Consider the following 22,897-nt stretch of genomic DNA (forward strand, 5'->3'; position numbering starts at 1 on the left):
GATGGTCGAACATTCTCCTCGGGCCCTGCGATCACCAGGGCCCATGCTCGAATTCCTGCGTGGCCGTGACGTTCTCGTCGCGGGCTGGGGTGTCTCGGGGCGCTCGCTCGTCGAGCCGCTCCGCGATATCGGCGCACGCCCGGTGGTGACCGACGGCGGTGCCGCGGCACTGGCCGAAGCGTCCGCACTCGGCCTGGACATCGCCACCTGCGCGGAACTGGAATCCGCGGACTGGAGCCGGTTCGCGCTGGTGATCACCAGCCCGGGCTGGCGGCCGGACTCACCGGTGCTCGCCGCGGCGGTCGCCGAGGGCACCCCGGTGTGGGGCGACGTCGAATTCGCCTGGTGGGTCGATCAAGCCAGGATCTACGGTCCGGTGCGCAAGTGGCTGGTGATCACCGGAACCAACGGCAAGACCACCACCACGCAGATGACGCATGCCATCCTGCGCGCCGCTGGCATCCCCAGCGTCGCGTGCGGCAACATCGGCCTGCCGATCCTGGATGCGTTGCGGCGCAACCCCGGTCCCCAGGTGCTCGCGGTCGAGCTCTCCTCGTTCCAGCTGCACTGGGCGCCGTCGGTGCGTCCAGAGGCCGGCGTGGTGCTCAATGTGGCCGAGGATCACCTGGATTGGCACGGCGGCCTCGACGCGTATGCCGCCGCGAAGGCGCGGGCGCTGGTCGGCAGGGTCGGCGTGGTCGGGTTGGACGATCCGGTGGCCGCCTCGCTGGCGCGTCGCTCGAAAGCCCGTCGCACCGTTGGCTTCCGGATCGGCGTGCCCGCCGACGGCGAGCTCGGCGTCGTCGACGGCAAGCTGCTCGATCGCGCGTTCACCAAGGCCGCGATCCTGGCCGAGGTCGGTGACATCAGCCCGCCTGGCCCGGCAGGCGTCGCCGACGCGCTCGCCGCGGCCGCACTGACCAGGGCCATCGACGTGGCGCCGCAGTTCATTCGGGAAGGCCTGATCGAGCACAAGGTCGGCCCGCACCGCTCCGCGTTCGTGCGCGAGGTGGCAGGCGTCGACTTCATCGACGACTCCAAGGCCACCAACCCGCACGCCGCACGCACCGCGATCCTGGCGCACCCGCAGGTGGTCTGGGTGGCAGGCGGCCAGCTGAAGGGCGCGCAGATCGAGGATCTGGTCGAAGAGGTCGCCGACCGGCTCGTCGCGGTGGTGCTGATCGGTGCCGACGCGCCGGTGTTCGCGGCCGCATTGGCGCGACACGCGCCCGATGTCCCGGTCATCGAGCTGATCGCGGGAGACGATGCTGGGATGGGTGACGCGTCGATAACCGATAAGGCCGACGCTGTCATGGCGCGTGCGGTCCGCGCCGCGGCCGGGTTCGCCAGTCGTGGCGACACCGTATTGCTCGCTCCGGCAGCGGCATCCCTGGACATGTTCGCCGACTACACGCATCGGGGCCGCAGTTTCGTGGCCGCGGTGCACGCACTGGAAGACGGTGACGTCGGGCGGCAGCTATGAGTGAAACGGCGCGGCGGACGGACCCGCGAGCCGGAGCCCGCTTCGTGGCCTGGCTGGCGCGGCCGCTCGCGTCGTTCCATCTGGTCGTCACCATCGCCACGCTGCTCACCGTGCTCGGCCTGGTGATGGTGCTTTCCGCGTCGAGCGTCGAGGCGTATGCCGATGGGGGATCGGCGTATTCGCTGTTCATCCAGCAGGCGCTGTTCGCCGCGATCGGCTGCGTGCTGTTCTATCTGGCGCTGCGCATTCCCTTGAAGCGGCTGCGGCAATGGTCGTTCCCGCTGTTCGCGCTGTCGGTGGTCGCGCTGGTGCTCGTGCTGATTCCCGGCATCGGCTCCGAGGTGCAGGGCGCGCGGCGCTGGTTGTTCATCGGGCCGATCTCGGTGCAGCCGTCGGAGATCGTCAAGGTGACGCTGGTGGTGTGGGGTGCCCACCTGCTTGCGTCGCGGCGTTCGGAACACGCGAGCCTCAAAGACATTCTGGTGCCGCTGGTGCCTGCCGGTCTGATCGTCTGCCTGCTCGTGGTGTTGCAGCCCAACCTGTCCACCACCATCGCGCTCGGTGTCGTGCTCGCGGCGCTGCTCTGGTTCGGCGGACTGCCGCTGCGGCTGTTCATCACCATCGCGGTGTCCGGCATGATCGCGGCGGGCGTGCTCGCCTTGTCCGCCGGGTACCGATCCGACCGGATGCGCGCGTTCTTCAATCCCGGCGAAGACCCGCAGGGCAAGAATTACCAAGCGCGCCAAGCGCTGTACTCGCTGGCCGACGGCGGCATCTGGGGCCGCGGCCTCGGGCAGAGCCGCGCCAAGTGGAGCTATCTGCCCAACTCGCACAACGACTTCATCTTCGCCATCATCGGCGAGGAACTCGGCTTCCTCGGCTGCGCACTGGTGCTCGGGCTGTTCGCGTTGTTCGTCTACACCGGCCTTCGCATCGCCAGCCGCTCGGTCGATCCGTTCCTTCGCCTGCTCACCGCGACCGCGACCACCTGGATCACCGTGCAGGCGTTGATCAATATCGGCTATGTCGTCGGTCTGCTTCCGGTCACCGGCCTGCAGCTGCCGCTGGTGTCCGCGGGTGGTTCGTCGCTGGCGATCACCCTGTTCATGTTCGGCATCATCGCGAACGCGGCACGCCATGAGCCCGAAGCGGTTTCGGCGCTACACTCCGGACAGGACGGCCGGTTCAGCAGATTGCTGCGGCTGCCGAAGCCGGAAATCTACTCGCCCGCCAGGGCCAGTGCCGCCCGCGCGAAGTCCGCGCAGCGCGCCAAGAAGCCGCCGCCGCAGCGCAGACAGGCCTTGCCGCCGGCGCGGCGGCCGAAGGAGGAGCCGGGCCGACGGCGTTCGCCCGAGAGCCGCGGCACCAGTTCGCTGCGCGCCACCAGGGCATGGGAGCCAAGCTATCCGGTCAACCACGCAAGAGAACGGGGAAGATCTAGGTGATCTCGGTAATCGTCGCAGGCGGCGGCACGGCGGGGCATATCGAGCCCGCCCTGGCAGTAGCGGATGCGCTGCGGCGACTCGACGATTCGATCCGGGTGACCGCGCTCGGCACCGAACGCGGCTTGGAGACTCGCCTGATCCCCGAACGTGGCTACCCACTCGAACTGATCCCACCGGTCCCGTTGCCGCGCAAGCCGACCGCCGATCTGCTGCGGCTGCCCGGCCGTGTCCGTGCCTCGGTGGCGCGGACCAGGGCCGTCATCGACAAGGTCGAGGCCGATGTGATCGTCGGCTTCGGTGGTTACGTGGCGCTGCCTGCCTATCTGGCCGCCGGGCCTGGCCTGTTGCGGCGGCGGCGCGCGGTGCCGGTGGTGGTGCACGAGGCGAACGCGAAGGCCGGGATCGCGAACAAGGTCGGCGCGCGCCGGGCCGCGCGAGTGCTTGCCGCCGTTCCGGATTCGGGGCTGGCCGGCGCGCAGGTCGTCGGCATTCCGGTGCGGGCGGCGATCACCACGCTGGACCGCGCCGCGTTGCGTGCCGAGGCGCGCGCCCATTTCGGGCTACCCGCCGAAGGGCCGGTGCTGCTGGTGTTCGGCGGCTCGCAGGGTGCGCGATCGCTGAACGAGGCGGTGTCGGGTGCGGCGGCGCAGCTGGCCGCGGCGGGCATTTCGGTGCTGCACGCGCACGGCCCCAAGAACACCCTCGACCTCGCCGCGTCCACACGGGGACAGCAGCCGGCGGAGCCGGCGGGGTGGGTAGGCACCGGGGGCACGCCATACGTGGCGGTGCCGTATCTTTCCCGGATGGATCTCGCCTACGCCGCCGCCGACGCGGTGGTCTGCCGGTCGGGTGCGATGACCGTCGCCGAGGTGTCGGCGGTCGGACTGCCCGCCTTCTATGTGCCGCTCGCACACGGCAACGGTGAGCAGGAACTCAACGCAAGACCGGTCGTCGCGCAGGGCGGTGGCAGAATCGTGCCCGATTCGGAACTGACCCCGAAATACGTGATCGATGAGGTGATTCCGCTGCTCATGGACTCCGCACGGCTGATCGAGATGGGCAGCGCCGCGGGCGGTGCCGGGCACCGCGACGCCGCCGACGCGGTGGCGCGCATCGTCCTGGAGGTAGCCGGATGACCGACGAACTCTCGTCACTGCCGCCTTCGCTGGCGCGGGTGCACATGGTCGGCATCGGCGGTGCGGGCATGTCCGGCATCGCCCGCATCCTGCTGTCCCGCGGCGGCGCCGTCTCCGGGTCGGACGCCAAGGAGAGTCGCGGCGTGCTCGCGCTGCGGGCCAGGGGCGCGCAGGTGCGCATCGGCCACGACGCCAGCGCGCTCGACCTGCTGCCCGGCGGCCCGACCGTGGTGGTCACCACCTACGCGGCCATCCCGAAGACCAATCCCGAACTGGTGGAAGCGAAGCGGCGCGACATTCCGGTGCTGCTGCGCCCCGCCGTGCTCGCGTCGCTGATGCAGGGGCATCGGACGCTGCTCGTCTCGGGCACGCACGGCAAGACCTCGACCACCTCGATGCTCATCGTGTCGTTGCAGCACTGCGGGCTCGACCCGTCCTTCGCGGTCGGCGGCGAGCTGAACGAGGCTGGCACCAATGCCCACCACGGCACCGGGGACATCTTCGTCGCCGAGGCCGACGAGAGCGACGGTTCGCTGCTGCAATACGAGCCGGACGTCGCGGTGGTCACCAACATCGAATCCGATCACCTCGACTACTTCGGCACCGACGAGGCCTATGTCCAGGTCTTCGACGATTTCGCGGACCGGCTCGTCGAGGGCGGCCTGCTGGTGGTCTGCCTGGACGATCCCGGTTCCTTCGCGCTGGCCGAGCGGGTCGGTGCGCGGTTGGCCGAGAAGAACATTCGGGTCCTCGGCTACGGCTCCGGTGAGCTCGCCGACGCGCCGGTTCCGGTCGGCGTTCGGCTGCACAGCTGGGAACCGCGCGATGTCGGCGGCATCGTAGGGTTCCAGCTCGCCGACGAATCGGCGCCGCGCACGCTGCGGCTCGCGGTGCCGGGCAGGCATATGGCGTTGAACGCCATGGCCGCGCTGCTCGCCGCCCGCGCAACGGGTGCCGACGTGGACGAAATCGTCCAGGGCCTGGAGGGTTTCGGCGGTGTGCACCGCCGGTTCCAGTTCAACGGCAGGGAGAACGGCGTTCGGGTCTTCGACGACTACGCCCATCATCCGACCGAGGTGCGTGCCGTGCTCGGCGCCGCCGCTGAGCTGGTGCAGCAGGAGGCCCGCGACGGCGCGCGGTCGCGGCAAGGCCGGGTGATCGTGGTCTTCCAACCGCACCTGTACAGCCGCACCGCGACCTTCGCCAAGGATTTCGGCGCCGCGCTCAGCCTGGCCGACGAGGTCGTCGTGCTCGATGTGTACGGGGCGCGGGAGAAGCCGCTGCCGGGGGTGAACGGTGCGCTGGTGGCGCAGTCGGTCACCAAACCCGTGCATTACCAGCCGGATATGTCCCGGGTCGGTCGCCAGGTCGCGCGGCTCGCGCTGCCCGGCGACGTGGTGATCACCATGGGTGCCGGCGATGTGACGATGCTCGGCAGCCAGATCCTCGACGGCCTGCGGGCGCGGCCCCAGTACGGGCGCTGACGGTGACACGCCGGGGACGGCAGTCGACGGAGTCGGCGGGACGGGCGAACACCAGCGGCGGGTCGGGGCGGGTCCGCGCGGAGCGGCGGGACGGACCCGGGTTCGTCCGGTCGGCGATGGACCGGCTGAGTCCGGCGCGGTGGCGGCGAATCTGGTTGTGGGGATTGCTGAGTGTGTGCGTCCTTGCTGTGGTCGCGGCCGTCGCGTTGTTCACCCCGGTGCTCTCCGTGCGCACCGTCAAGGTCGACGGCGCGATCGCGGTGCCCGAGCAACAGGTGCGGTCGCTGCTCGAAATCCCTTCGGGCCGCTCGATGCTGCGCATCGATACCACCGAGATCGCCCGGCGCGTCGCGAATATTCCGAAGGTGCGCACCGCGCGGGTGCAGCGGGTGTTCCCGTCGACGGTGAAGGTGACTGTGGTCGAGCGGGTTCCGGTGCTGTTCTTCGACAGCCCGCAGGGCGCGCATCTGCTCGACGCGGAGAGCGTGGAGTTCGCGATCGAGGCCGCGCCGATCGGCGTGCCCCGGTTGATCACCGACCATCCGGCCAGCGCCGACCCGGTCACCAAGGCCGCCGTCGGTGTGCTCGCTGTGCTGCCGCCTGCGCTGGGCATTCAGGTGGACGAGGTTGTGGCACGGTCCATTTCGGATATTTCGCTGAATCTGAAGGACGGCCGCACGGTACTGTGGGGCGGGACGAACGACGCCACGCGCAAGTCGGCGGTCGTGCTCCCGCTGTTGACCCGCCCTGGAACGGTGTTCGATGTATCGAGTCCCAATCTGGTCACGGTAAAGTGAGCGATACCCATTGCGCCCGCGTCGAATTGCACACTTCGATGGGCGGAGTTCGCAGACCCCGCGTGGTCCCGCGAATCACCGTCTCCGGGCCTGACGCTCATGCCACCGGTCTTCGCGCCGGGAACGGAGCGCCGGGGGGCAACCGTTCACCATACGTCGTGTGGGGCGGCGAAACGAGAGGGATCACACAAGATTCTGTCTCCCGTTTCGGCGCGCCTGCGCGCGGATTGCGGCGGCTGCGAATAGCGTTCCGCAGCAGTCGGATACTTGACATAACGCTAACCCTATGGTTGAGGTTGAGGGTTTGCCCGGGCGGCGGATCGCTGAGTGAAGCCGCTCAGGCCAACTTCACCCAGCTCAGCAGGCGAAATGTCGCGAATCCGAAAACGACAGGCTTTAGATCGAAGGAAGGCGAGAGCCCATGACGCCCCCGCACAACTACCTTGCAGTGATCAAGGTCGTCGGTATCGGCGGCGGCGGTGTGAATGCCGTCAACCGGATGATCGAACAGGGCCTCAAAGGTGTCGAGTTCATCGCTGTCAACACCGACGCGCAAGCCCTGCTGATGAGCGATGCCGACGTCAAGCTCGACGTCGGCCGTGAACTCACCCGTGGTCTCGGTGCAGGCGCCGACCCCGAGGTCGGCCGCAGGGCCGCCGAGGACCACAAGGACGAGATCGAAGAGGTGCTCAAGGGCGCCGACATGGTCTTCGTCACTGCGGGAGAGGGCGGTGGCACCGGTACCGGTGGTGCTCCCGTCGTCGCCCAGATCGCGCGCAAGCTCGGCGCGTTGACCATCGGTGTCGTCACGCGACCGTTCTCCTTCGAGGGCAAGCGGCGCGGCGGCCAGGCCGAAACCGGCATCACCCAGCTGCGCGAATCCTGCGACACGCTCATCGTCATCCCGAACGACCGGCTGCTCCAGCTCGGCGACGCGGCGGTCAGCCTGATGGACGCGTTCCGCTCGGCCGACGAGGTGCTCCTCAACGGTGTGCAGGGCATCACCGATCTGATCACCACCCCCGGCCTGATCAACGTCGACTTCGCCGACGTCAAGAGCGTGATGTCCGGCGCGGGCAGCGCGCTGATGGGCATCGGCTCCGCGCGCGGCGAGGGCCGTTCGGTGAAAGCCGCCGAGTCGGCGATCAATTCGCCGCTGCTCGAGGCGTCGATGGACGGCGCGCACGGCGTACTGCTGTCGATCGCGGGCGGCTCCGACCTCGGGCTGTTCGAGATCAACGAGGCTGCGTCGCTGGTCCAGGAGGCCGCGCACATCGAGGCCAACATCATCTTCGGCACGGTGATCGACGACTCGCTCGGCGACGAAGTGCGAGTCACCGTGATTGCCGCGGGTTTTGACGGTGGAGGACCCGCCCGGCGTACCTTCGACACCGCCAGCCGGGTCAACATCGGCTCGGCGCGCGCGGGGGAGATCGCCAAGAGCCGCGGCACCGAGGTCGCGGCCCACAGCAGCGATGCGACGGCCACCCCGATCGGTTCGGGCTCGAGCAGGAGCAACGTGCCGAGCTACTCGGATCGCCCCCGCCTAGCCGACCCGACCGTCGCGAACAACCCGCGCGCCCACATCGAGCCGCCGGACGACGATGACGACGACGTCGACGTGCCCTCGTTCATGCGCAGGTAAAGACTCGAAGAACGTCGAGGGGAGTCACCTGGTTGCTGGTTGATCGTCAACCGCCACCGGGTGACTCCCCTCGATGCATTCATGGGCATGATCACTGGGGGCGGGGGTGACGGGTCGGCTTTCACTACGCTCGGGGGTATGACTGCGCCGACTTTGACTGTTCGACGGGTGACCACGACGCGGGCGGGTGGCTTTTCGGCGCCGCCGTACGAGTCGTTCAACCTTGGGGATCACGTGGGGGACGATCCAGGCACGGTGCGGCGCAATCGGGATCGACTGGCCGAGGGGATCGGGCTGACGCCTGATCGGCTGGTGTGGATGGAGCAGATTCACGGCCGCAATGTCGAAATCATCGACGGCCCACGGGCGGAACCGGTGCCTGCGACCGATGCGCTGGTGACCACGGTGCCCAATCTCGCGCTCGTCGTGCTCAGCGCCGACTGCGTGCCGATCCTGTTGTCCGACGACGAGGCGGGTGTGATCGCCGCGGTGCACGCGGGTCGCATCGGCGCCAGGATCGGCATCGTGCCCCTGGTGCTCGACGCGATGGTGTCGGTCGGCGCCAAGCGCGAGCGGATCGGGGCGTTCCTCGGTCCCGCCGCTTCCGGTCGGCAGTACGAGGTGCCCGCCGCGATGCGCGCCGATGTCGAGGCGCACCTGCCAGGCAGCGCCGCGACGACGGTGCGTGGCACGCCCTCGCTCGACCTGCGCGCCGGCATTCGCAGGCAGCTCACCGAAGCCGGGGTCGGCGCGGTCGCCGTCGACCCGCGCTGCACCATCGAGGACCGCACCTTGTTCAGCCATCGCCGCGGTGCGCCGACCGGCCGCATCGCCGGGGTGATCTGGATGCAGGCATGAGCGCGCTGAACCTCACGGAGACCGTCGACGCGAGGACGGCCGAGTTGGCCACCAACCTGTCCGGTCTGCTACAGCGGATCGACGCGGCCTGCCTTGCGTCGGGCCGTGATTCGGACACGGTGCGTCTACTCCCCGTGACGAAGTTCTTCCCGGCCGCCGATGTGGCGATTCTGTACCGGCTCGGCCGCCGCGAGTTCGGCGAGTCACGGGAACAGGAGGCGACTGCCAAGGTGGCTGGACTGCCAACTTTGGTTCGGCAGGACACCGCTGCTGCCCGATCGGGCGCCGACAGTGACGAAGGCCTCTCAGATGTGCACTGGCACATGATCGGACGGCTCCAGCGGAACAAGGCGAAGGTCGTCGCCCGCTGGGCGCACACCGTGCATTCGGTCGACAGCGAACGACTGGCAACGGCCCTTGACGCGGGTGCGCGCGCCGCGCTCGACGCGGGGGACCGGACCGAGCCGCTCCGCGTCCTCCTGCAGGTGAGCCTGGATGACGACCCTTCGCGCGGCGGTGTCGCGCCTGCGGATTTGGCAGCGCTCGCGGAACACGTTGCGGCGTCTGCCGGATTGCGATTGTCCGGTCTGATGGCCATTCCGCCGCTGGGGGCTGAGTCTGATGCATCTTTCGCTCGGCTTGCGATATTGCACACGAGGATGCTCGCCGAGCATCCCGGTGCCACAGAGCTTTCCGCCGGAATGTCAGGGGATCTGGAATCTGCCATCCAACACGGCTCGACGGTTGTGCGTGTCGGTACCGCCTTGATGGGCGCTCGACCGATAACCTCGGCGTAGCAAAGAAACCTCATCAGTCACATTCGACACATATGCTTGGGACAGACGAGGGGCTGAGCAAGACTTCAACACCCGGCCGCCACCGGGGCCGAAGGAAGGTCGACCAATGAGCGAGCGCAGCGAGCGAGTAATCCGCGCAGCCACTTGCGTGGTCATGACCGTGCCACGCGACTGCGGGGTGCGGTAATGAGCACGCTCCACAAGTTCAAGGCCTATTTCGGCATGGTTCCGCTCGAGGATTACGAAGACGACTACGTGGATGATCGCGCCCCTCGGGGTGGCGACGACCGTGGTTCCCGTCGGCCCCGGCCCCGTGACTATGCCGACCGCGGCGCGTACGGCGCCGATCGCTATGCCGAAGATCGTTACGGCGCAGACCATTACGGCGCCGACGGCTTCGACCGCGAGGATCCGGACTACCCGGAGCCTGCCTACAAGTCGCCGTACAAGGCCGGATACCCCGTGTCCCGCCGCGACGACTACGCCGACGAACCCTACGGCGAGGACCGTTACGAGGCGCCGCGGCGTCCCACCCGGATCGAGGCCGCACCGTCGGGCCGATTCCGGGCGGGCGGTAGCGCGCCGACGCTGCGCGGAGCCACCCGAGGTGCGCTCGCCGTCGATCCCGAGGCCGAGGAGCGGCGGCTGGAGGAGCGCGTGCGCCCCGAGCCGGCACCCGCGCGCAGGCCGGGGATCTTCGAGGACGGAGGCCCCTTGTCCAAGATCACGACGCTGCGTCCACGGGACTACAGTGAGGCCCGCATCATCGGTGAGCGCTTCCGTGAGGGCAACCCGGTGATCATGGACCTGGTCGATCTCAGCAACGCCGATGCCAAGCGGCTGGTCGACTTCGCCGCAGGTCTGGCTTTCGCGCTGCGTGGCTCGTTCGACAAGGTGGCCACCAAGGTGTTCCTCCTCTCACCTGCGGATGTGGACGTATCGGCCGAAGAACGCCGACGCATCGCCGAAACCGGCTTCTACAACCAGAAATAAGGTCGTGATCTGGGGGGTGTTGCCGACCGGTCGCGCGTGGGGCGGCGCGGTCATTTTGCGCAAAGCCGATTTTGCGGCAGAGTGAACTCGTGGCCTTGTTCGCGGTGCTGTACTTCGTACTGTTCATCTTCTGGCTGTTGCTGATCAGCCGGGTGATCGTGGAGTTCATCCGAAGCTTCGCTCGTGACTGGCGTCCGACCGGTGTGGTGGTCATCATCCTGGAGGTGATCTTCACGATCACCGACCCGCCGGTGAAACTACTGAGACGGTTGATACCACCGGTGTCACTGGGGGGAATTCGCCTGGACTTGTCGATTATGGTCCTGCTTTTCATCGTCTTCATCTTGATGTCGATCGTGGGCAGGCTCGGGCAACCAGTAGCTCCGGTGTGACAGAATGGGCCGTGAAGTAGCTTGCTAGATCTGCTAGATCTCCAAAAGACGCGTGAAGGGATCCTTCCATGCCGCTGACTCCAGCCGATGTGCACAACGTCGCGTTCAGCAAACCGCCGATCGGGAAGCGCGGCTACAACGAGGATGAAGTCGACGCCTTCCTGGATCTCGTTGAGCAGGAGCTCTCGCGTCTGATCGAGGAAAACGCCGACCTGCGCCAGCGGGTCGCCGAACTCGATGCAGAACTGGCTGATGCCAAGAAGAATCGCGGCCCTGTCGTCCAGAACAACGTGAAACCGCCTGTGCAGCAGGCGCCGCCACCACCGCCGGAGCCCATCAAGCCGCCGGTGCAGCAGGCGCCGCCCGCCCCGATGCCCGCCGCGCCCGTCGCGAAGGACGCCCCGGGTGCGGACGCGAACCTGCAGGCGGCCAAGGTGCTCAGCCTCGCCCAGGAGATGGCGGACCGGCTGACAAGTGACGCCAAGGTGGAGGCGGAGAATCTGCTGTCCAACGCGCGGGCAAATTCTGAGCGTCTGGTCGGCGATGCCAGGACCCGCTCCGAGGGCATGATCGCGGACGCACGTCAGAAGGCCGACGCCATGCTGTCGGACGCGCAGAACCGTTCGGACAACCAGCTGCGCCAAGCCAAGGAGAAGGCCGACGCACTGCAGGCCGACGCGGAGCGCAAGCACACCGAGATCATGGCGACCATCACCCAGCAGCGCAGCGTGCTGGAGAGCCGGATCGAGCAGCTCAAGACCTTCGAGCGGGAGTACCGGGTGCGGCTGAAGTCCTACCTGGAATCGCAGCTCGAGGAGCTCGAGAACCGTGGCTCTGCGGTGCCGGTCGATGGTGGCGAGGCGTTTGCCGATGCCAACACGGCCAACAACCTGCAGCCCGCCTCGTTCGGCAAGGGTGGCAAGTAGCCGCTCACCTCGAGCTGCACCGTCCGGATAACTAGAGGAACAGTCGAGCCGCCTGGCATGCCTTGGGGGTCACCATGCTCGTCTTGACACTTGTCCTTGCCGCCGTCGGATTCGCCCTGCTGGTCGCCGCATTGACCACCGGTTCGGTGATCTGGGCGTGGGGCTGCATCCTGGTCTGTGTGCTCGGCGCGGTCCTGTTGCTGGTGAGTGCCCTGTCTATGCGTCGGCCGGATAGTGAGTCGCCGCCACCACCTGGGCGTCATGCCAAGCGCTAGGGGCCGTAAACAGGTTTGACCGCACTGGCTAGAATCAAACATGAACACTGGTGTTGATCCGGCTATCACCGGGGAGCCTTCGGAAGAACAGCACGTGCTGCCGGGCGGCGGCCGTGCCAAGTAGAACCGAACGGGTGAGCCCGTCACAGCTCGCAACGAGAGGTTCGGCTGTTCAGGCCGGACAAGCGGGGTGGTACCGCGGTAGCGACGCACCAGCGTCGACATCGTCCCCGTGCCAACGGACACGGCACGAGGAGACGCATCCGCGATGGCGGACCAAACTTCCAGCACTAGCGAGCGTAGCGAGCGGCCAGTAAACACAGCCGCCAATGCGGTCATGCCGGAACCGAGCGCCAGCGAGGTGCAGGTATGAGCGCTTACCCGCGCGTCGACTTCGGTGTCGGCAGTGCAGCGGGGTTCCCTGAGATGGAGCGGCGCGTGCTCGACGCATGGGCGGCCGCCGACACCTTCCGCGCGAGCATTGAAAACCGTTCCGGCGCAGCGGAATTCGTCTTCTATGACGGACCGCCCTTTGCCAATGGACTGCCGCATTACGGACATTTGCTGACCGGATATGTCAAGGATCTGGTCCCGCGTTTCCAGACGATGCGCGGTAAGCGTGTCGACCGGCGTTTCGGCTGGGACTGTCATGGATTGCCCGCGGAAATCGAAGCGGAAAAGCAGCTCGGTATCACGGACAAATCACAGATCGACGAGATGGGCCTCGCCGAATTCAACGCGGCGTGTAAATCTTCCGTCCTCCGATACACCGGGGAATGGCGCGACTACGTGACGCGTCAGGCGCGCTGGGTCGACTTCGACAACGACTACAAGACGCTCGATCTCGACTTCATGGAGTCGGTGATGTGGGCGTTCAAGTCGCTGCACGAGAAAGGGTTGATCTACCAAGGCTTCCGGGTGCTGCCCTACAGCTGGTACGAGCAGACCCCGCTGTCGAACCAGGAGACCCGCCTCGACGACGCGTACAAGATGCGCCAGGATCCGGCGGTCACCGTCGACATGGTGCTGCGCGTGCCCGCCGACCATCCGCTGCATGCGCTCGATGGTGTCAACGCGCTGATCTGGACCACCACGCCGTGGACGCTGCCGTCGAACCTCGCGATCGCGGTGCACCCCGACGTCCGATACGTCCACCTGCGCGCCGCGGACGGCAAGCAGTATCTGCTGGCGGCCGAGCGCGTGTCGCACTACTCCCGCGAGTTCGGCGACGAGCCGGAGGTGCTCGCCGAGTACGACGGCGCCGCGCTGGTCGGGCTGTCCTACACGCCGCCGTTCGACTTCTTCCTCGGTCACCCCAACGCACACCGGGTGCTGGCCGCCGACTACGTGACCACCGACTCCGGCACCGGTGTCGTGCATCTCGCGCCGGCGTTCGGTGAGGAGGACATGGACGTCGCCACCGCGAACGGCATCGAGATCGTGCAGCCGCTCGACCCGGGCGGCAAGTTCACCTCGATGGTGCCGCCGTACGAGGGCCTGATGGTGTTCGACGCCAACCCGGTGATCATCAAGGATCTCAAGGCCGCCGGAAAGCTGTTGCGGCACGAGACGATCGAGCACTCCTACCCGCACAGCTGGCGCTCGGGCCAGCCGCTGATCTACATGGCGGTGCCGTCCTGGTTCGTCGCGGTGACCAAGTTCCGCGACCGGATGGTCGAGCTGAACAAGCAGATCGCCTGGGTGCCCGAGCACATCAGGGACGGCCAGTTCGGCAAGTGGCTCGAGGGTGCGCGCGACTGGAACATCAGCCGCAATCGCTACTGGGGCAGCCCGATCCCGGTGTGGGTGTCCGACGACCCGGAGTATCCGCGGATGGACGTGTACGGCTCGCTCGACGAGCTGGCGCGTGATTTCGGCGTGCGCCCGGACGACCTGCACCGGCCGATGATCGACGACCTCACCCGGCCGAATCCCGATGACCCGACCGGCAAGTCGACCATGCGCCGGGTGCCCGAGGTGCTCGACTGCTGGTTCGAGTCGGGCTCGATGCCGTTCGCCCAGGTGCACTACCCGTTCGAGAACAAGGAGTGGTTCGACAACCACTTCCCCGGCGATTTCATCGTCGAGTACAACGGGCAGACCCGAGGCTGGTTCTACACCCTGCACGTGCTCTCGACCGCGCTCTTCGACAGCCCTGCCTTCAAAACCGTTGCGGCGCACGGCATCGTGCTCGGCGACGACGGGCTGAAGATGAGCAAGTCGAAGGGCAACTACCCGAACGTGAACGAGGTGTTCGATCGGGACGGCTCCGACGCGATGCGCTGGTTCCTGATGAGCTCGCCGATCCTGCGCGGCGGCAACCTCATCGTCACCGAGCGCGGCATCCGCGAGGGCGTCAGCCACGCGCTGCGTCCGCTGTGGAACGCGTGGACCTTCCTGCAGCTCTACGCCTCGAAGTCCGGTGTGTGGCGCACGGATTCGACCCACGTGCTCGACCGCTACATCCTGGCCAAGCTCGCGGTGACCAGAGACGTGATGACCGAGGCGCTGGAGACCTACGACATCGCGGGCGCCTGCGACGAGCTGCGCTCGTTCGCCGACGCGCTGACCAATTGGTATGTGCGCCGGTCGCGTTCGCGGTTCTGGGAAGAGGACCGCGACGCGGTCGACACGCTGCACACGGTGCTCGAGGTGGTCACCAGGCTCGCGGCGCCGCTGCTGCCGCTGATCAGCGAGGTGATCTGGCGCGGGCTCACCGGCGGTGACTCGGTGCACCTCGCCGACTGGCCGAAAGAAGGGGAGCTGCCGCACGATTCGGAGCTCGTCGCGGCCATGGACGAGGTCAGGGTGGTCTGCTCGACGGTGCTGAGCCTGCGCAAGGCGCAGAACCTGCGGGTGCGCCTGCCGCTGGCCGAGGTGACCATCGCGGCGGGCGACGCCGACCGGTTGGCGCCCTACGCCGACATCATCGCCGACGAGGTGAACGTCAAGAAGGTCGACCTGACCACCGATGTCGCCGTGCACGGCCGGTTCGAACTGGTCGTCAACGCCCGTGCCGCGGGTCCGCGCCTGGGCAAGGACGTGCAGACGGTGATCAAGGCGGTCAAGGCGGGGGAGTGGTCCGAGGATGCCAGCGGTGTGGTCACCGCCGCCGGAATCGCCCTGCTCCCTGAGGAATACACGCAGCGCCTGGTCGCCGCCGAGCCCGAGTCCACCGCCGCCCTGCCTGGCAACGCGGGCCTGGTGGTGCTGAACTCGGTGGTCACCGAGGAACTGGAGGCCGAGGGCTGGGCCCGCGACCTCATCCGTGATCTCCAGGAGACCAGGAAGTCCCTGGGGCTGGACGTGTCCGACCGGATCACGGTGGTGCTGGAGGTGCCCGCCGACCGCACTGCGTGGGCCGAGACGCATCGGGAGCTGATCGCCGGCGAGATCCTGGCGACCACCCTCACCCTCGGTGCCGCGGGCACCGAGGCCGCCGACCTCGTCGGTGGCGTGCGGGCGCAGGTCACCAAGGCCTGATTTCGAACAGTCGGGGCGGGACCTGAAAAAGGTTCCGCCCCTGCTGTTTTCGTACCGTCGAGCGTGGCGTCGCAATGCCGAGCAGATCGGCGATCGTGCGGCACCGATAGTTTCGGCCCGCGCATGGGCTGTCGACCGCCGGTGCTACCGGCTCGCGTGGTCGTGTCCTGCCGGGCTCGGTCCACCGCGTGCTGCCGGTGTGCCCGTCCCGACCAGCGGCGACACGTGCTGTGTCGCTGCGCTACTCCGCTCGTCACGCCGTTCGTAGCGGTGCGCGGCCACCGTCCACTTGGCCGACTTGTAGGCGCCCATCAGGCCGGCGCCATCAGTTGTTGCATGATCGCGGCGGTGTCCAGCCAGACGTTCTCGCGGCTGATCTTGTTGTCGCGGATCTCGCAGACGTGCAGTATCCGAAAGGTCAGCGGCCGGTTGTTGCCGGGGATGCCGAGGATCATGCCGGGTGCCGTTCCGTACCACAGGGATTCGTCGACGAAGAAGTCCTCGCCGTAGTACCGGTGCACGCTCTCCATCTTGTCCTCGCGGATGCCTGCGAACAGTTCCCGGTAGCGCTGGGCGATGGCGGTGTGGTCGTACAGGACGCCCTGCGGATCGCCGACGGCGTCGTGCTCGATGTCCTCGGCGAGGGTGTCCATGATCGCGTCGACATCGTTGGCGGCCTCCGCCGCGCAGTGCCGTGCGAACAGCTCGTCCATTTCTTCGTGTGTCATCGCCACGCCCTCCTCGGTGGTGAGAATCTGCTATCTTAGTGAGATGACTTTCTCACGGCGAGATGAGATTCTCAATAGTGGCCGAGCCAAAAATCAGAAGATGCGCACGAGGGAAGCGCTCATCAGTGCCGCGCTCGAACTCGCTCGCAACGGTCAGTCACCGTCGATCGCCGAGGTCGCGGAGGCCGCGAAGGTCTCGACCGCCACCGCGTATCGGTACTTTCCGAATCCGCAATCGCTGTGGGCGGACATGGCGACCCGTCAGACCGGATTCGTCGGCGGCTACCCGGACTTCCTCGACCGGTTGACCGGCGATGTCGAGGAGCGCATCGATCAGGTGGTGCGGGAGGTGTGCGCCTTCCAGTTCGCCGATGAGGTGGTGTGGCGCGGGGTGCTCAGAGCCACCCTTGATCGCTGGTTCAATCAGGTGGATGTCGTTGAGGCGGAACGGGTTCCGGTGCGCGGCGTGACCCGGCTGGAGATGGCGCGGCGCGCCTTGGCGCCGCTGCGCGACACGCTCTCGGAAGAGCGGTGGGAACAGTTGGTGCACGCGGTGACCATGGTGTTCGGTGTCGAGGCCATCGTGTCCACCCGGGACACCTGCGGCCTCGACCCAGAGGCGGCCACCGAAACGATGCGTTGGGCGGCCCGAGCTCTCGTTCGGGCCGCCGTGGCCGAGGCGGGCTGACCTCGGCGCTACTGTCAGGCGGGCGCCATCAGCTGCTGCATGATCGCGGCGGTGTCCAGCCAGACGTTCTCGCGGCTGATCTTGTTGTCGCGGATCTCGCAGACGTGCAGTATCCGGAAGTTCACCGGGCGATTGTTGCCGGGGATGCCGAGCAGAATGCCGGTTACCCTTCCGTACCAATGGGATTCGTCGACGAAGAAGTCCGCACCGTAGTACCGGTGCACGCTCTCCATCTTGTCCTCGTCGAGACCGGCGAACAGCTCCCGGTAGCGCTCGGCAATGGCGGCGTGGTCGGTCAGGACGCCCTGCGGATCGCCGACAGCGTCATGCTCTATCTCGTCGGCAAGGGTGTCCATGATCGCGTCGACATCGTTGGCGGCCTCCGCCGCACAGTGCCGCGCGAACAGCTCGTCCATTTCCGCAGGTGTCATCGATGCGCCTTCCTGATAATGAGAATCTGATCTCGTGCTGAGGGGACTGTCCTACGACGAGCCCAGATTCTCAATACTTCGGTCCGCTCACTTGAACGCGTTCTCCCTGAGCTGGATCAAGTAGGCGCGGCGCTCGGCGATCAGGCCGTCGCGCATCACGAAAACCTCGCCAGCCACCATGCGGACCGGTTCGCCGTCGACTCGCGTCGCCTCGATGGCCAGCTCTGCCATGACGACGTCATCCTCCTCGACCATGCGCAGGATGGTGATCCGCGGGCTTCCGGTGAAGCCCTCGTTCTCGATCTCCTTGTCGTAGGCGTCTTTTCCGGTCAGCTGGAACCAGCCGAAGACGGTCCATTCGATGTCGTGGGTCAGGCAGGACAGGATCTGGTCGTGGTCGGTCTTGTTGAAGCCATCGATGTAGCGCTCGACGGTGCGCTTGTTCGCCGAAGTCACGGTTCTCCCTGGTGATGGTTGGTGGGCAGGCTCTTGAACCGTAGCGGGATCCGATTGCATAATGCAATCACTTTGGTGTAATTCGCGGCGTCGATCAAGTGTGATGCAGATCACATATTATTGATTTGCTGAAGTGTCGCCGCTGCTCGGAGCGACGCGGCAGAATCGGCAATGGTGCTGTTGTTGCGGAGATCGACTTCTGTGGCAGCAGTGAGTTCGTGAGTTGTCCTAACTGCGTTGAGCTGCGCGAGACGTGCCTACGCCGGGCGCAGCGACTGCGGTTCCTGCTGGACGACGGTGCGCTAGCCGGGCGTCAGCCGGGGCCGCCGGATGGTTGCCCGGTGGCCGGGTGACCGGAAGGGACGAGCACGTGAACAGAAAACCATTGCGCCGCATTGCCCTCGGACTGCTGATCTCGACGGCGGCCACGCTGATCATGGCGGGCCCAGGGTGGTCGGACACCGGCATCGGCAGCATCGACAGCCTCTCCGCGTCCGGCTCCGCCGCGATTCCGCTGCCGAGCTCGCACGGCGTCGGCGCACTCGCCGCCGCTGTCACGCAAACCGGAAAGCCGTACGAGTGGGGTGGCACCGGCCCGGTCGCCTGGGACTGCTCGGGCCTCGTGCAGTGGGCGTTCCGGCAGGTCGGCGTCCGCATTCCGCGCACGACCTGGGAGCAGGCCAGAGCGGGTGCGCCCGTGCCGTTCTTCGCCTTGTCGCCCGGTGACGTGGTGGTGCTGAACCGCGACGGCTCCCATGTCGGCATCTACGCGGGGCTGGGCCAGATCTTCAACGCCTACGACTGGGGCGTCCCGGTCGGGCTGAGCCCGCTGCGCCAGTTCGATATCTATGCCATCCGGCGGTTCTGACGGCTGAGCCGCACACCGGTGCGCACCGGTGTGCGGCTCGCACAGTTCAGTGGCCGGTGTCCTCGGCGAGGCTGCGCAGCAGCGGACCGTACTGCGGGTTCGCCAGCGCCGAAGCGAACTGGGCGACCAGATAGTCGGCCGGGTTGCCGGTGTCGTACCAGCGGCCCTTGATCACCTGGCCGAACACCGGGTTGTTCGCCGCGTGCACGTTGATCGCGTCGGTCAGGTAGACCTCGCCGGAGCGGTGCTCGTACCAGGCGTTGGTCTGGCTCCGCAGTTCCTCGATGATGCCGGGGGTGACCACGTAGCCGCCGATCGCGGCGAAATCGGACGGGGCGTCCTCGGGCTTGGGCTTCTCGCGCAGGCCGGTGATCCGCAGCAGGCCGTTGCCCTGGTCGTCGGCGACGACCGGCACGCCGTAGCGCTGGGACTCGGACGGGTCCATCGGCATCAGCGCGAGCACGGGGGCGCCGGTGGCCTCGTAGGCGTCGATCAGCTGCTGGGCGCGCGGCACCTCGGCGACGAACACGTCGTCGGGCCACAGCACCAGCATCGACTCGTCGCCCAGGTTGCGGGCCGCGTTCAGGACAGGCGTGCCGTTGCCGTAGGGGCCGTGCTGATCCAGGTAGGTGATGTGCCCGAGCCTGGACAGCTCGCCGACCTCCTCGACCGCGTCGGCGTACGCGGTTTTTCCGTCCGCGCGTAGCTGCGCCACCAGGGCAGGATTCGGCCGAAAGTGGTCCTGGATCAACGACTTTCCGCCGCTGACCACGATGGTGATGTCGGTGATGCCCGACGCGACCAGCTCGCGGACCGTATGTTCGATCACCGGCTTGTCGCCGACCGGCAGCATCTCCTTCGGGATGGCCTTGGTCAGCGGCAGGAGTCGGGAACCGATACCGGCGGCCGGGATAACGGCCTTGCGGATCTTCATAGGTCCGATCATCACATACGCCGCGGCCCGGTAAGGGCGCTCCCCGTGCTTCGCCGACTGTTCACCGAAGCCGTGTATTGCGCGGGCTACTGTGATATCAGCCCAGGTCAAGGGTGGTTGCACGGTGGGAGGACGTGCTGAGGGGAGGCGGTGGCGCTGGCGTGTCCCGCACAGGCAACTCGCAGTTAGCGCCGAGCCATCGCCGAGCTTCGCTTCCTGCCAGGATCTGTCGGTGGGCGGGCGTAGATTTCTGGTGGTGAGCGAGCGAACCGTTACCGGCCTGCGGGTGCGGGCCGTGGCGGTGTGCGCGAGCCACAGAGCATGCGCCGTCGGGCACGGCGGAGCCGAGCGTCGGGGAGGACGTAGCCGTGAGTACTGACAAGGCGACCGTGGCGGAGTTCCTGGAACAGCTGGAGCCGCTGGATGTCCGGGCCAGGGCCATGTTCGGGGAGTACGGCCTGTACTGCGACGACAAGCTGGTCGCGTTGATCGCCGACGACCAGTTGCTCGTCAAACCCAGCGCGGCCGCCGCCGACTATGCCGAGGAATCCTGGCTGGTCCCGCCGTATCCCGGCGCCAAGCCGTACTTCCGGATCCCGGAGTCGAAGCTCGCCGAGTCGGCCTGGTTGCGGGAGTTCGTGCAGCGCACCGCCGACGTGCTGCCCGCGCGCGTGCCCAAGTCCAGGAAATCCTCGGCGAAACCGCAGTGAGCGAGCAGCGAGCGGGCTGGCAATGCGCCATCCCGCACGACGGAACCGAGTGGGAGCGAGGGGCAGTCGTGAGTGGGCGGCTGTCGGTGCGGCGAGAACTCGGCGTGCCGTCGTGCATGGCGGAGAGCGTTGGCAAGGCGCAGTCGTGAGCGAGTGGCATGCTTCCGGCCGTGCCGCCGCGCCGCAGGCGGGGCGGGTGGATACTGCGCGGCGGTGGGTGCTGCACATCGATATGGATGCCTTCTTCGCTTCCGTCGAACAGTTGACCCGGCCCACGCTGCGCGGGCGGCCGGTGCTGGTCGGTGGCACCGGCGGGCGCGGTGTCGTCGCGGGCGCGAGTTATGAAGCCAGGGTGTACGGCGCCCGGTCGGCGATGCCGATGCATCAAGCGCGCAGGCTGGTCGGGGTCACCGCGGTGGTGGTGCCGCCGCGCGGCGCCGTGTACGGGGTGCTGAGCGGGCAGGTGTTCGAGGTGCTGCGCAGCCGGATCCCAGTGCTGGAAACGTTGTCGTTCGACGAGGCGTTCGGTGAGCCCGCCGAACTCGTCGGCGCGACCGTGGCGCAGGTGCACGAGTTCTGCGAGGGACTGCGCGCGGCGGTGCGGGAACGCACCGGGCTCACCGCCTCGGTCGGCGCTGGCACCGGCAAGCAGCTCGCCAAGATCGCCTCCGGTCTCGCCAAACCCGATGGCATACGGGTGGTTTCGCCTGCCGAACAGCAGCGGATGCTTGCGGCGCTTCCGGTGCGCAAGCTGTGGGGGATCGGCCCGGTGGCCGAGCACAAGCTGCGCTCGCTCGGCATCGAGACCGTCGGCGCCTTCGCCGATCTGCCCGAATCCGAGGCGGTGTCGATCCTGGGCGGCAGCGTCGGCGCCGCGCTGCATCGGCTGGCGCGCGGCATCGATGACCGCCCGGTTGCCGAACGGGCCGAGGCCAAACAGATCAGCGCCGAAACCACGTACGAGACCGACATTGTCACGCTCGCGCAGCTGCGGCCCGCCATCGAGGCAATGGCTGCGGCCGCGCATCGCCGCCTCACCAACGACGGCCGCGCGGCCCGCACCGTGGTGCTCAAGTTGAAGAAGTCCGATATGAGCATCGTGACCCGCTCGTTCACCCTGCCCTACGCGACCGAGGACCTCACCACGTTGGCCACCGCCGCGCAGCGCTCCGCGATCGACCCGGCCGAGCTCGGCCCGATCCGGCTGGTCGGCGTCGGCTACGGCGGGCTGTCCACGGTGCGACAGGAGTCGCTGTTTCCCGAGCTCGATCAGGCGCCTGTCCTCGAGGACACCGGCTGGGAGCAGCCGGCCGAGCCGCAGGAAACGGTGGTACCCGCGCAGCCGGTCGCCGAGGTGTCAGTTCCGCTCTGGCGTTCCGGCATGGATGTCGAGCACCCGGAGTACGGCCACGGCTGGGTGCAGGGCGGCGGATACGGCGTCGTGACAGTGCGTTTCGAGACCCGCTCGACCGGTCCAGGGCCTGCCCATACCTTCGCGGCCGACGATCCGGCGCTGACCAGAGCCGATCCGATGCACAGCCTGCGGTGATCCGACTCGCCGTACGCCTCGACATCGCCGGGCGTGGCGCGTACGTTCGCTGCCGACGACATCAGTCAGTCCCGTGCGGTCCACGTGGTGGTCAGGGGTGCCGGTAGCCTGGGTGCTCGTGCAGCGCTGCCGGTCGGGTTGCGGCTGCCGTGGTGGACATGACATGGACCTACTCGAACGCAAAGGACGAGCAGTTGAAGCTTCGTAAGACTGGACGCATCGCGATCGCCGGCCTGGCCATCGTTGCCGCACTGGGCATGACCGCGTGCAGCGACGACAAGGACAGCAAGCCCGCCGCCAAGACGTCGACCAGCGCCAAGGCGTCGGCGACAAACAACGCGAACCTGCCGCCGGTCCCGACGGTGGCACAGCTGAACGAGGCGCTGACCAAGGCGCTCGACCCGTCGGTTCCCGCCGCCGAGAAGCTCGACAATGTCCAGGGCGCCGAGGCCGACCCGACGCTGCCTTCCCGCCTGGCCGACGCCGCCAAGGGCGCCGACGTCAAGATCACCGTCACCGACGTGACCCAGTTCGGCGACAGCGTCAACGCCAAGGCCAAGTTCACCGTCAACGGCCAGGAGAACCCGGTCGACGTGCCGTTCGTCGTCGACAACGGCAAGTGGAAGATCCAGAAGTCCTGGGCCTGCGCGATGCTGACCAACCTCGGCCAGCAGTCGACCGCCTGCAGCTGATCCACCCCGAACGGCCCGGCCGACGGCGACTGCCGCAGGCCGGGCCGTTCGACATTTCGGCGCGAGGTGACGTGCCCGAAAGGCGTACCGCGCCGGAAATAGGAAGTTACCAACGACTTCCGCGCCA

The 22,897-nt window shown here is 67.5% G+C and carries 22 protein-coding genes; 18 read left to right on the forward strand and 4 right to left on the reverse strand.

Features of this window, described 5'->3' with window-relative positions; all coding sequences use genetic code 11:
• Nucleotides 1-43: 43 nt before the first annotated feature.
• From murD to ileS, 13 genes are all read left to right on the forward strand, one after another.
• Nucleotides 44-1,483, forward strand: a complete 1,440-nt coding sequence (gene murD, locus ACGFNJ_RS41220) for a UDP-N-acetylmuramoyl-L-alanine--D-glutamate ligase (protein WP_393461568.1) — start codon at nt 44-46, stop codon at nt 1,481-1,483.
• Entirely contained in the window at nt 1,480-2,928 is a 1,449-nt protein-coding gene (gene ftsW / locus ACGFNJ_RS41225; protein ID WP_393461570.1) for a putative lipid II flippase FtsW, read from the forward strand. The genes murD and ftsW overlap by 4 nt, the downstream gene beginning before the upstream one ends.
• Nucleotides 2,925-4,064, forward strand: a complete 1,140-nt coding sequence (gene murG, locus ACGFNJ_RS41230) for an undecaprenyldiphospho-muramoylpentapeptide beta-N-acetylglucosaminyltransferase (RefSeq protein ID WP_393461572.1) — start codon at nt 2,925-2,927, stop codon at nt 4,062-4,064. The genes ftsW and murG overlap by 4 nt, the downstream gene beginning before the upstream one ends.
• Complete coding sequence (murC, locus tag ACGFNJ_RS41235; protein WP_393461574.1) at nt 4,061-5,548, forward strand: UDP-N-acetylmuramate--L-alanine ligase; 1,488 nt, start codon at nt 4,061-4,063, stop codon at nt 5,546-5,548. Before murG ends, murC begins: the two co-directional genes overlap by 4 nt.
• Before the next feature lie 2 nt (nt 5,549-5,550).
• The gene (locus tag ACGFNJ_RS41240) at nt 5,551-6,345 is read left to right on the forward strand and encodes a cell division protein FtsQ/DivIB (RefSeq protein ID WP_393461576.1); all 795 of its coding nucleotides are present in this window, start codon (nt 5,551-5,553) and stop codon (nt 6,343-6,345) included.
• Nucleotides 6,346-6,766: 421 nt separating this feature from the next.
• Nucleotides 6,767-7,990 (forward strand): cell division protein FtsZ, encoded by a 1,224-nt coding sequence (gene ftsZ / locus ACGFNJ_RS41245; RefSeq protein WP_069167373.1) that lies wholly within the window; start codon nt 6,767-6,769, stop codon nt 7,988-7,990.
• Nucleotides 7,991-8,128: 138 nt separating this feature from the next.
• Nucleotides 8,129-8,848, forward strand: coding sequence for a peptidoglycan editing factor PgeF (pgeF, locus tag ACGFNJ_RS41250; protein WP_393461578.1), 720 nt, complete (start codon nt 8,129-8,131; stop codon nt 8,846-8,848).
• Nucleotides 8,845-9,645: a YggS family pyridoxal phosphate-dependent enzyme gene (locus ACGFNJ_RS41255; RefSeq protein WP_393461580.1), complete on the forward strand. Its 801-nt coding sequence runs from the start codon at nt 8,845-8,847 to the stop codon at nt 9,643-9,645. The genes pgeF and ACGFNJ_RS41255 overlap by 4 nt, the downstream gene beginning before the upstream one ends.
• Before the next feature lie 186 nt (nt 9,646-9,831).
• Entirely contained in the window at nt 9,832-10,638 is an 807-nt protein-coding gene (locus tag ACGFNJ_RS41260) for a cell division protein SepF (RefSeq protein WP_393461582.1), read from the forward strand.
• Nucleotides 10,639-10,727: 89 nt separating this feature from the next.
• Nucleotides 10,728-11,030 carry a YggT family protein gene (locus tag ACGFNJ_RS41265; protein ID WP_014983168.1) on the forward strand — a complete coding sequence of 101 codons (303 nt, stop codon included), beginning with the start codon at nt 10,728-10,730 and terminating at the stop codon, nt 11,028-11,030.
• Between the two features lie 68 nt (nt 11,031-11,098).
• The gene (locus ACGFNJ_RS41270) at nt 11,099-11,956 is read left to right on the forward strand and encodes a DivIVA domain-containing protein (RefSeq protein ID WP_393461585.1); all 858 of its coding nucleotides are present in this window, start codon (nt 11,099-11,101) and stop codon (nt 11,954-11,956) included.
• A 74-nt stretch (nt 11,957-12,030) separates the two neighbouring features.
• On the forward strand, nt 12,031-12,231 hold the full coding sequence (locus ACGFNJ_RS41275; protein WP_084655507.1) for a hypothetical protein: 201 nt from the start codon (nt 12,031-12,033) through the stop codon (nt 12,229-12,231).
• A gap of 369 nt (nt 12,232-12,600) precedes the next feature.
• Nucleotides 12,601-15,714, forward strand: coding sequence for an isoleucine--tRNA ligase (gene ileS / locus ACGFNJ_RS41280; RefSeq protein ID WP_393461587.1), 3,114 nt, complete (start codon nt 12,601-12,603; stop codon nt 15,712-15,714).
• A gap of 311 nt (nt 15,715-16,025) precedes the next feature.
• Here the strand turns inward: ileS and ACGFNJ_RS41285 are convergent, their stop codons facing one another.
• Nucleotides 16,026-16,442, reverse strand: a complete 417-nt coding sequence (locus tag ACGFNJ_RS41285) for a nuclear transport factor 2 family protein (protein ID WP_393461589.1) — start codon at nt 16,440-16,442, stop codon at nt 16,026-16,028.
• A gap of 100 nt (nt 16,443-16,542) precedes the next feature.
• On the opposite strand from ACGFNJ_RS41285, the gene ACGFNJ_RS41290 reads away from it, so the two are divergent.
• The gene (locus tag ACGFNJ_RS41290; protein WP_393461591.1) at nt 16,543-17,130 is read left to right on the forward strand and encodes a TetR/AcrR family transcriptional regulator; all 588 of its coding nucleotides are present in this window, start codon (nt 16,543-16,545) and stop codon (nt 17,128-17,130) included.
• A 14-nt stretch (nt 17,131-17,144) separates the two neighbouring features.
• Here ACGFNJ_RS41290 and ACGFNJ_RS41295 read toward each other — a convergent pair whose 3' ends face one another.
• Nucleotides 17,145-17,561, reverse strand: a complete 417-nt coding sequence (locus ACGFNJ_RS41295; RefSeq protein WP_393461593.1) for an ester cyclase — start codon at nt 17,559-17,561, stop codon at nt 17,145-17,147.
• Nucleotides 17,562-17,648: 87 nt separating this feature from the next.
• A complete protein-coding gene (locus ACGFNJ_RS41300; RefSeq protein ID WP_393461595.1) occupies nt 17,649-18,017 on the reverse strand; it encodes a nuclear transport factor 2 family protein in 369 nt (122 codons plus the stop codon).
• A gap of 436 nt (nt 18,018-18,453) precedes the next feature.
• On the opposite strand from ACGFNJ_RS41300, the gene ACGFNJ_RS41305 reads away from it, so the two are divergent.
• Nucleotides 18,454-18,885 (forward strand): NlpC/P60 family protein, encoded by a 432-nt coding sequence (locus ACGFNJ_RS41305; RefSeq protein WP_393461677.1) that lies wholly within the window; start codon nt 18,454-18,456, stop codon nt 18,883-18,885.
• 46 nt (nt 18,886-18,931) lie between these two features.
• Here the strand turns inward: ACGFNJ_RS41305 and ACGFNJ_RS41310 are convergent, their stop codons facing one another.
• On the reverse strand, nt 18,932-19,819 hold the full coding sequence (locus ACGFNJ_RS41310; protein ID WP_393461597.1) for a UTP--glucose-1-phosphate uridylyltransferase: 888 nt from the start codon (nt 19,817-19,819) through the stop codon (nt 18,932-18,934).
• 368 nt (nt 19,820-20,187) lie between these two features.
• Between ACGFNJ_RS41310 and ACGFNJ_RS41315 the strand changes: the two genes are divergently transcribed.
• From ACGFNJ_RS41315 to ACGFNJ_RS41325, 3 genes are all read left to right on the forward strand, one after another.
• Entirely contained in the window at nt 20,188-20,529 is a 342-nt protein-coding gene (locus ACGFNJ_RS41315) for a TfoX/Sxy family protein (RefSeq protein WP_393461599.1), read from the forward strand.
• A 232-nt stretch (nt 20,530-20,761) separates the two neighbouring features.
• Nucleotides 20,762-22,078: a DNA polymerase IV gene (locus tag ACGFNJ_RS41320; RefSeq protein ID WP_393461679.1), complete on the forward strand. Its 1,317-nt coding sequence runs from the start codon at nt 20,762-20,764 to the stop codon at nt 22,076-22,078.
• Nucleotides 22,079-22,236: 158 nt separating this feature from the next.
• Nucleotides 22,237-22,770 (forward strand): hypothetical protein, encoded by a 534-nt coding sequence (locus tag ACGFNJ_RS41325; RefSeq protein ID WP_393461601.1) that lies wholly within the window; start codon nt 22,237-22,239, stop codon nt 22,768-22,770.
• Nucleotides 22,771-22,897: the final 127 nt, after the last annotated feature.

Origin of the sequence: Nocardia sp. NPDC049149 (assembly GCF_043197455.1) — a bacterium.
GTDB lineage: Bacteria > Actinomycetota > Actinomycetes > Mycobacteriales > Mycobacteriaceae > Nocardia.

What these genes read in the sequence shown, in the direction of transcription:
- ileS (WP_393461587.1), top strand. Translation starts at nt 12,601, where the DNA reads ATGAGCGCTTACCCGCGCGTCGACTTCGGTGTCGGCAGTGCAGCGGGG.
- ftsW (WP_393461570.1), top strand. Translation starts at nt 1,480, where the DNA reads ATGAGTGAAACGGCGCGGCGGACGGACCCGCGAGCCGGAGCCCGCTTC.
- ACGFNJ_RS41310 (WP_393461597.1), bottom strand. Translation starts at nt 19,819, where the DNA reads ATGAAGATCCGCAAGGCCGTTATCCCGGCCGCCGGTATCGGTTCCCGA.
- ACGFNJ_RS41290 (WP_393461591.1), top strand. Translation starts at nt 16,543, where the DNA reads ATGCGCACGAGGGAAGCGCTCATCAGTGCCGCGCTCGAACTCGCTCGC.
- ACGFNJ_RS41270 (WP_393461585.1), top strand. Translation starts at nt 11,099, where the DNA reads ATGCCGCTGACTCCAGCCGATGTGCACAACGTCGCGTTCAGCAAACCG.
- murD (WP_393461568.1), top strand. Translation starts at nt 44, where the DNA reads ATGCTCGAATTCCTGCGTGGCCGTGACGTTCTCGTCGCGGGCTGGGGT.
- ACGFNJ_RS41255 (WP_393461580.1), top strand. Translation starts at nt 8,845, where the DNA reads ATGAGCGCGCTGAACCTCACGGAGACCGTCGACGCGAGGACGGCCGAG.
- ACGFNJ_RS41325 (WP_393461601.1), top strand. Translation starts at nt 22,237, where the DNA reads ATGACATGGACCTACTCGAACGCAAAGGACGAGCAGTTGAAGCTTCGT.
- ACGFNJ_RS41285 (WP_393461589.1), bottom strand. Translation starts at nt 16,442, where the DNA reads ATGACACACGAAGAAATGGACGAGCTGTTCGCACGGCACTGCGCGGCG.
- ACGFNJ_RS41275 (WP_084655507.1), top strand. Translation starts at nt 12,031, where the DNA reads ATGCTCGTCTTGACACTTGTCCTTGCCGCCGTCGGATTCGCCCTGCTG.
- ACGFNJ_RS41260 (WP_393461582.1), top strand. Translation starts at nt 9,832, where the DNA reads ATGAGCACGCTCCACAAGTTCAAGGCCTATTTCGGCATGGTTCCGCTC.
- ACGFNJ_RS41320 (WP_393461679.1), top strand. Translation starts at nt 20,762, where the DNA reads ATGGATGCCTTCTTCGCTTCCGTCGAACAGTTGACCCGGCCCACGCTG.
- ACGFNJ_RS41305 (WP_393461677.1), top strand. Translation starts at nt 18,454, where the DNA reads ATGGCGGGCCCAGGGTGGTCGGACACCGGCATCGGCAGCATCGACAGC.
- pgeF (WP_393461578.1), top strand. Translation starts at nt 8,129, where the DNA reads ATGACTGCGCCGACTTTGACTGTTCGACGGGTGACCACGACGCGGGCG.
- ftsZ (WP_069167373.1), top strand. Translation starts at nt 6,767, where the DNA reads ATGACGCCCCCGCACAACTACCTTGCAGTGATCAAGGTCGTCGGTATC.
- murC (WP_393461574.1), top strand. Translation starts at nt 4,061, where the DNA reads ATGACCGACGAACTCTCGTCACTGCCGCCTTCGCTGGCGCGGGTGCAC.
- ACGFNJ_RS41295 (WP_393461593.1), bottom strand. Translation starts at nt 17,561, where the DNA reads ATGACACCTGCGGAAATGGACGAGCTGTTCGCGCGGCACTGTGCGGCG.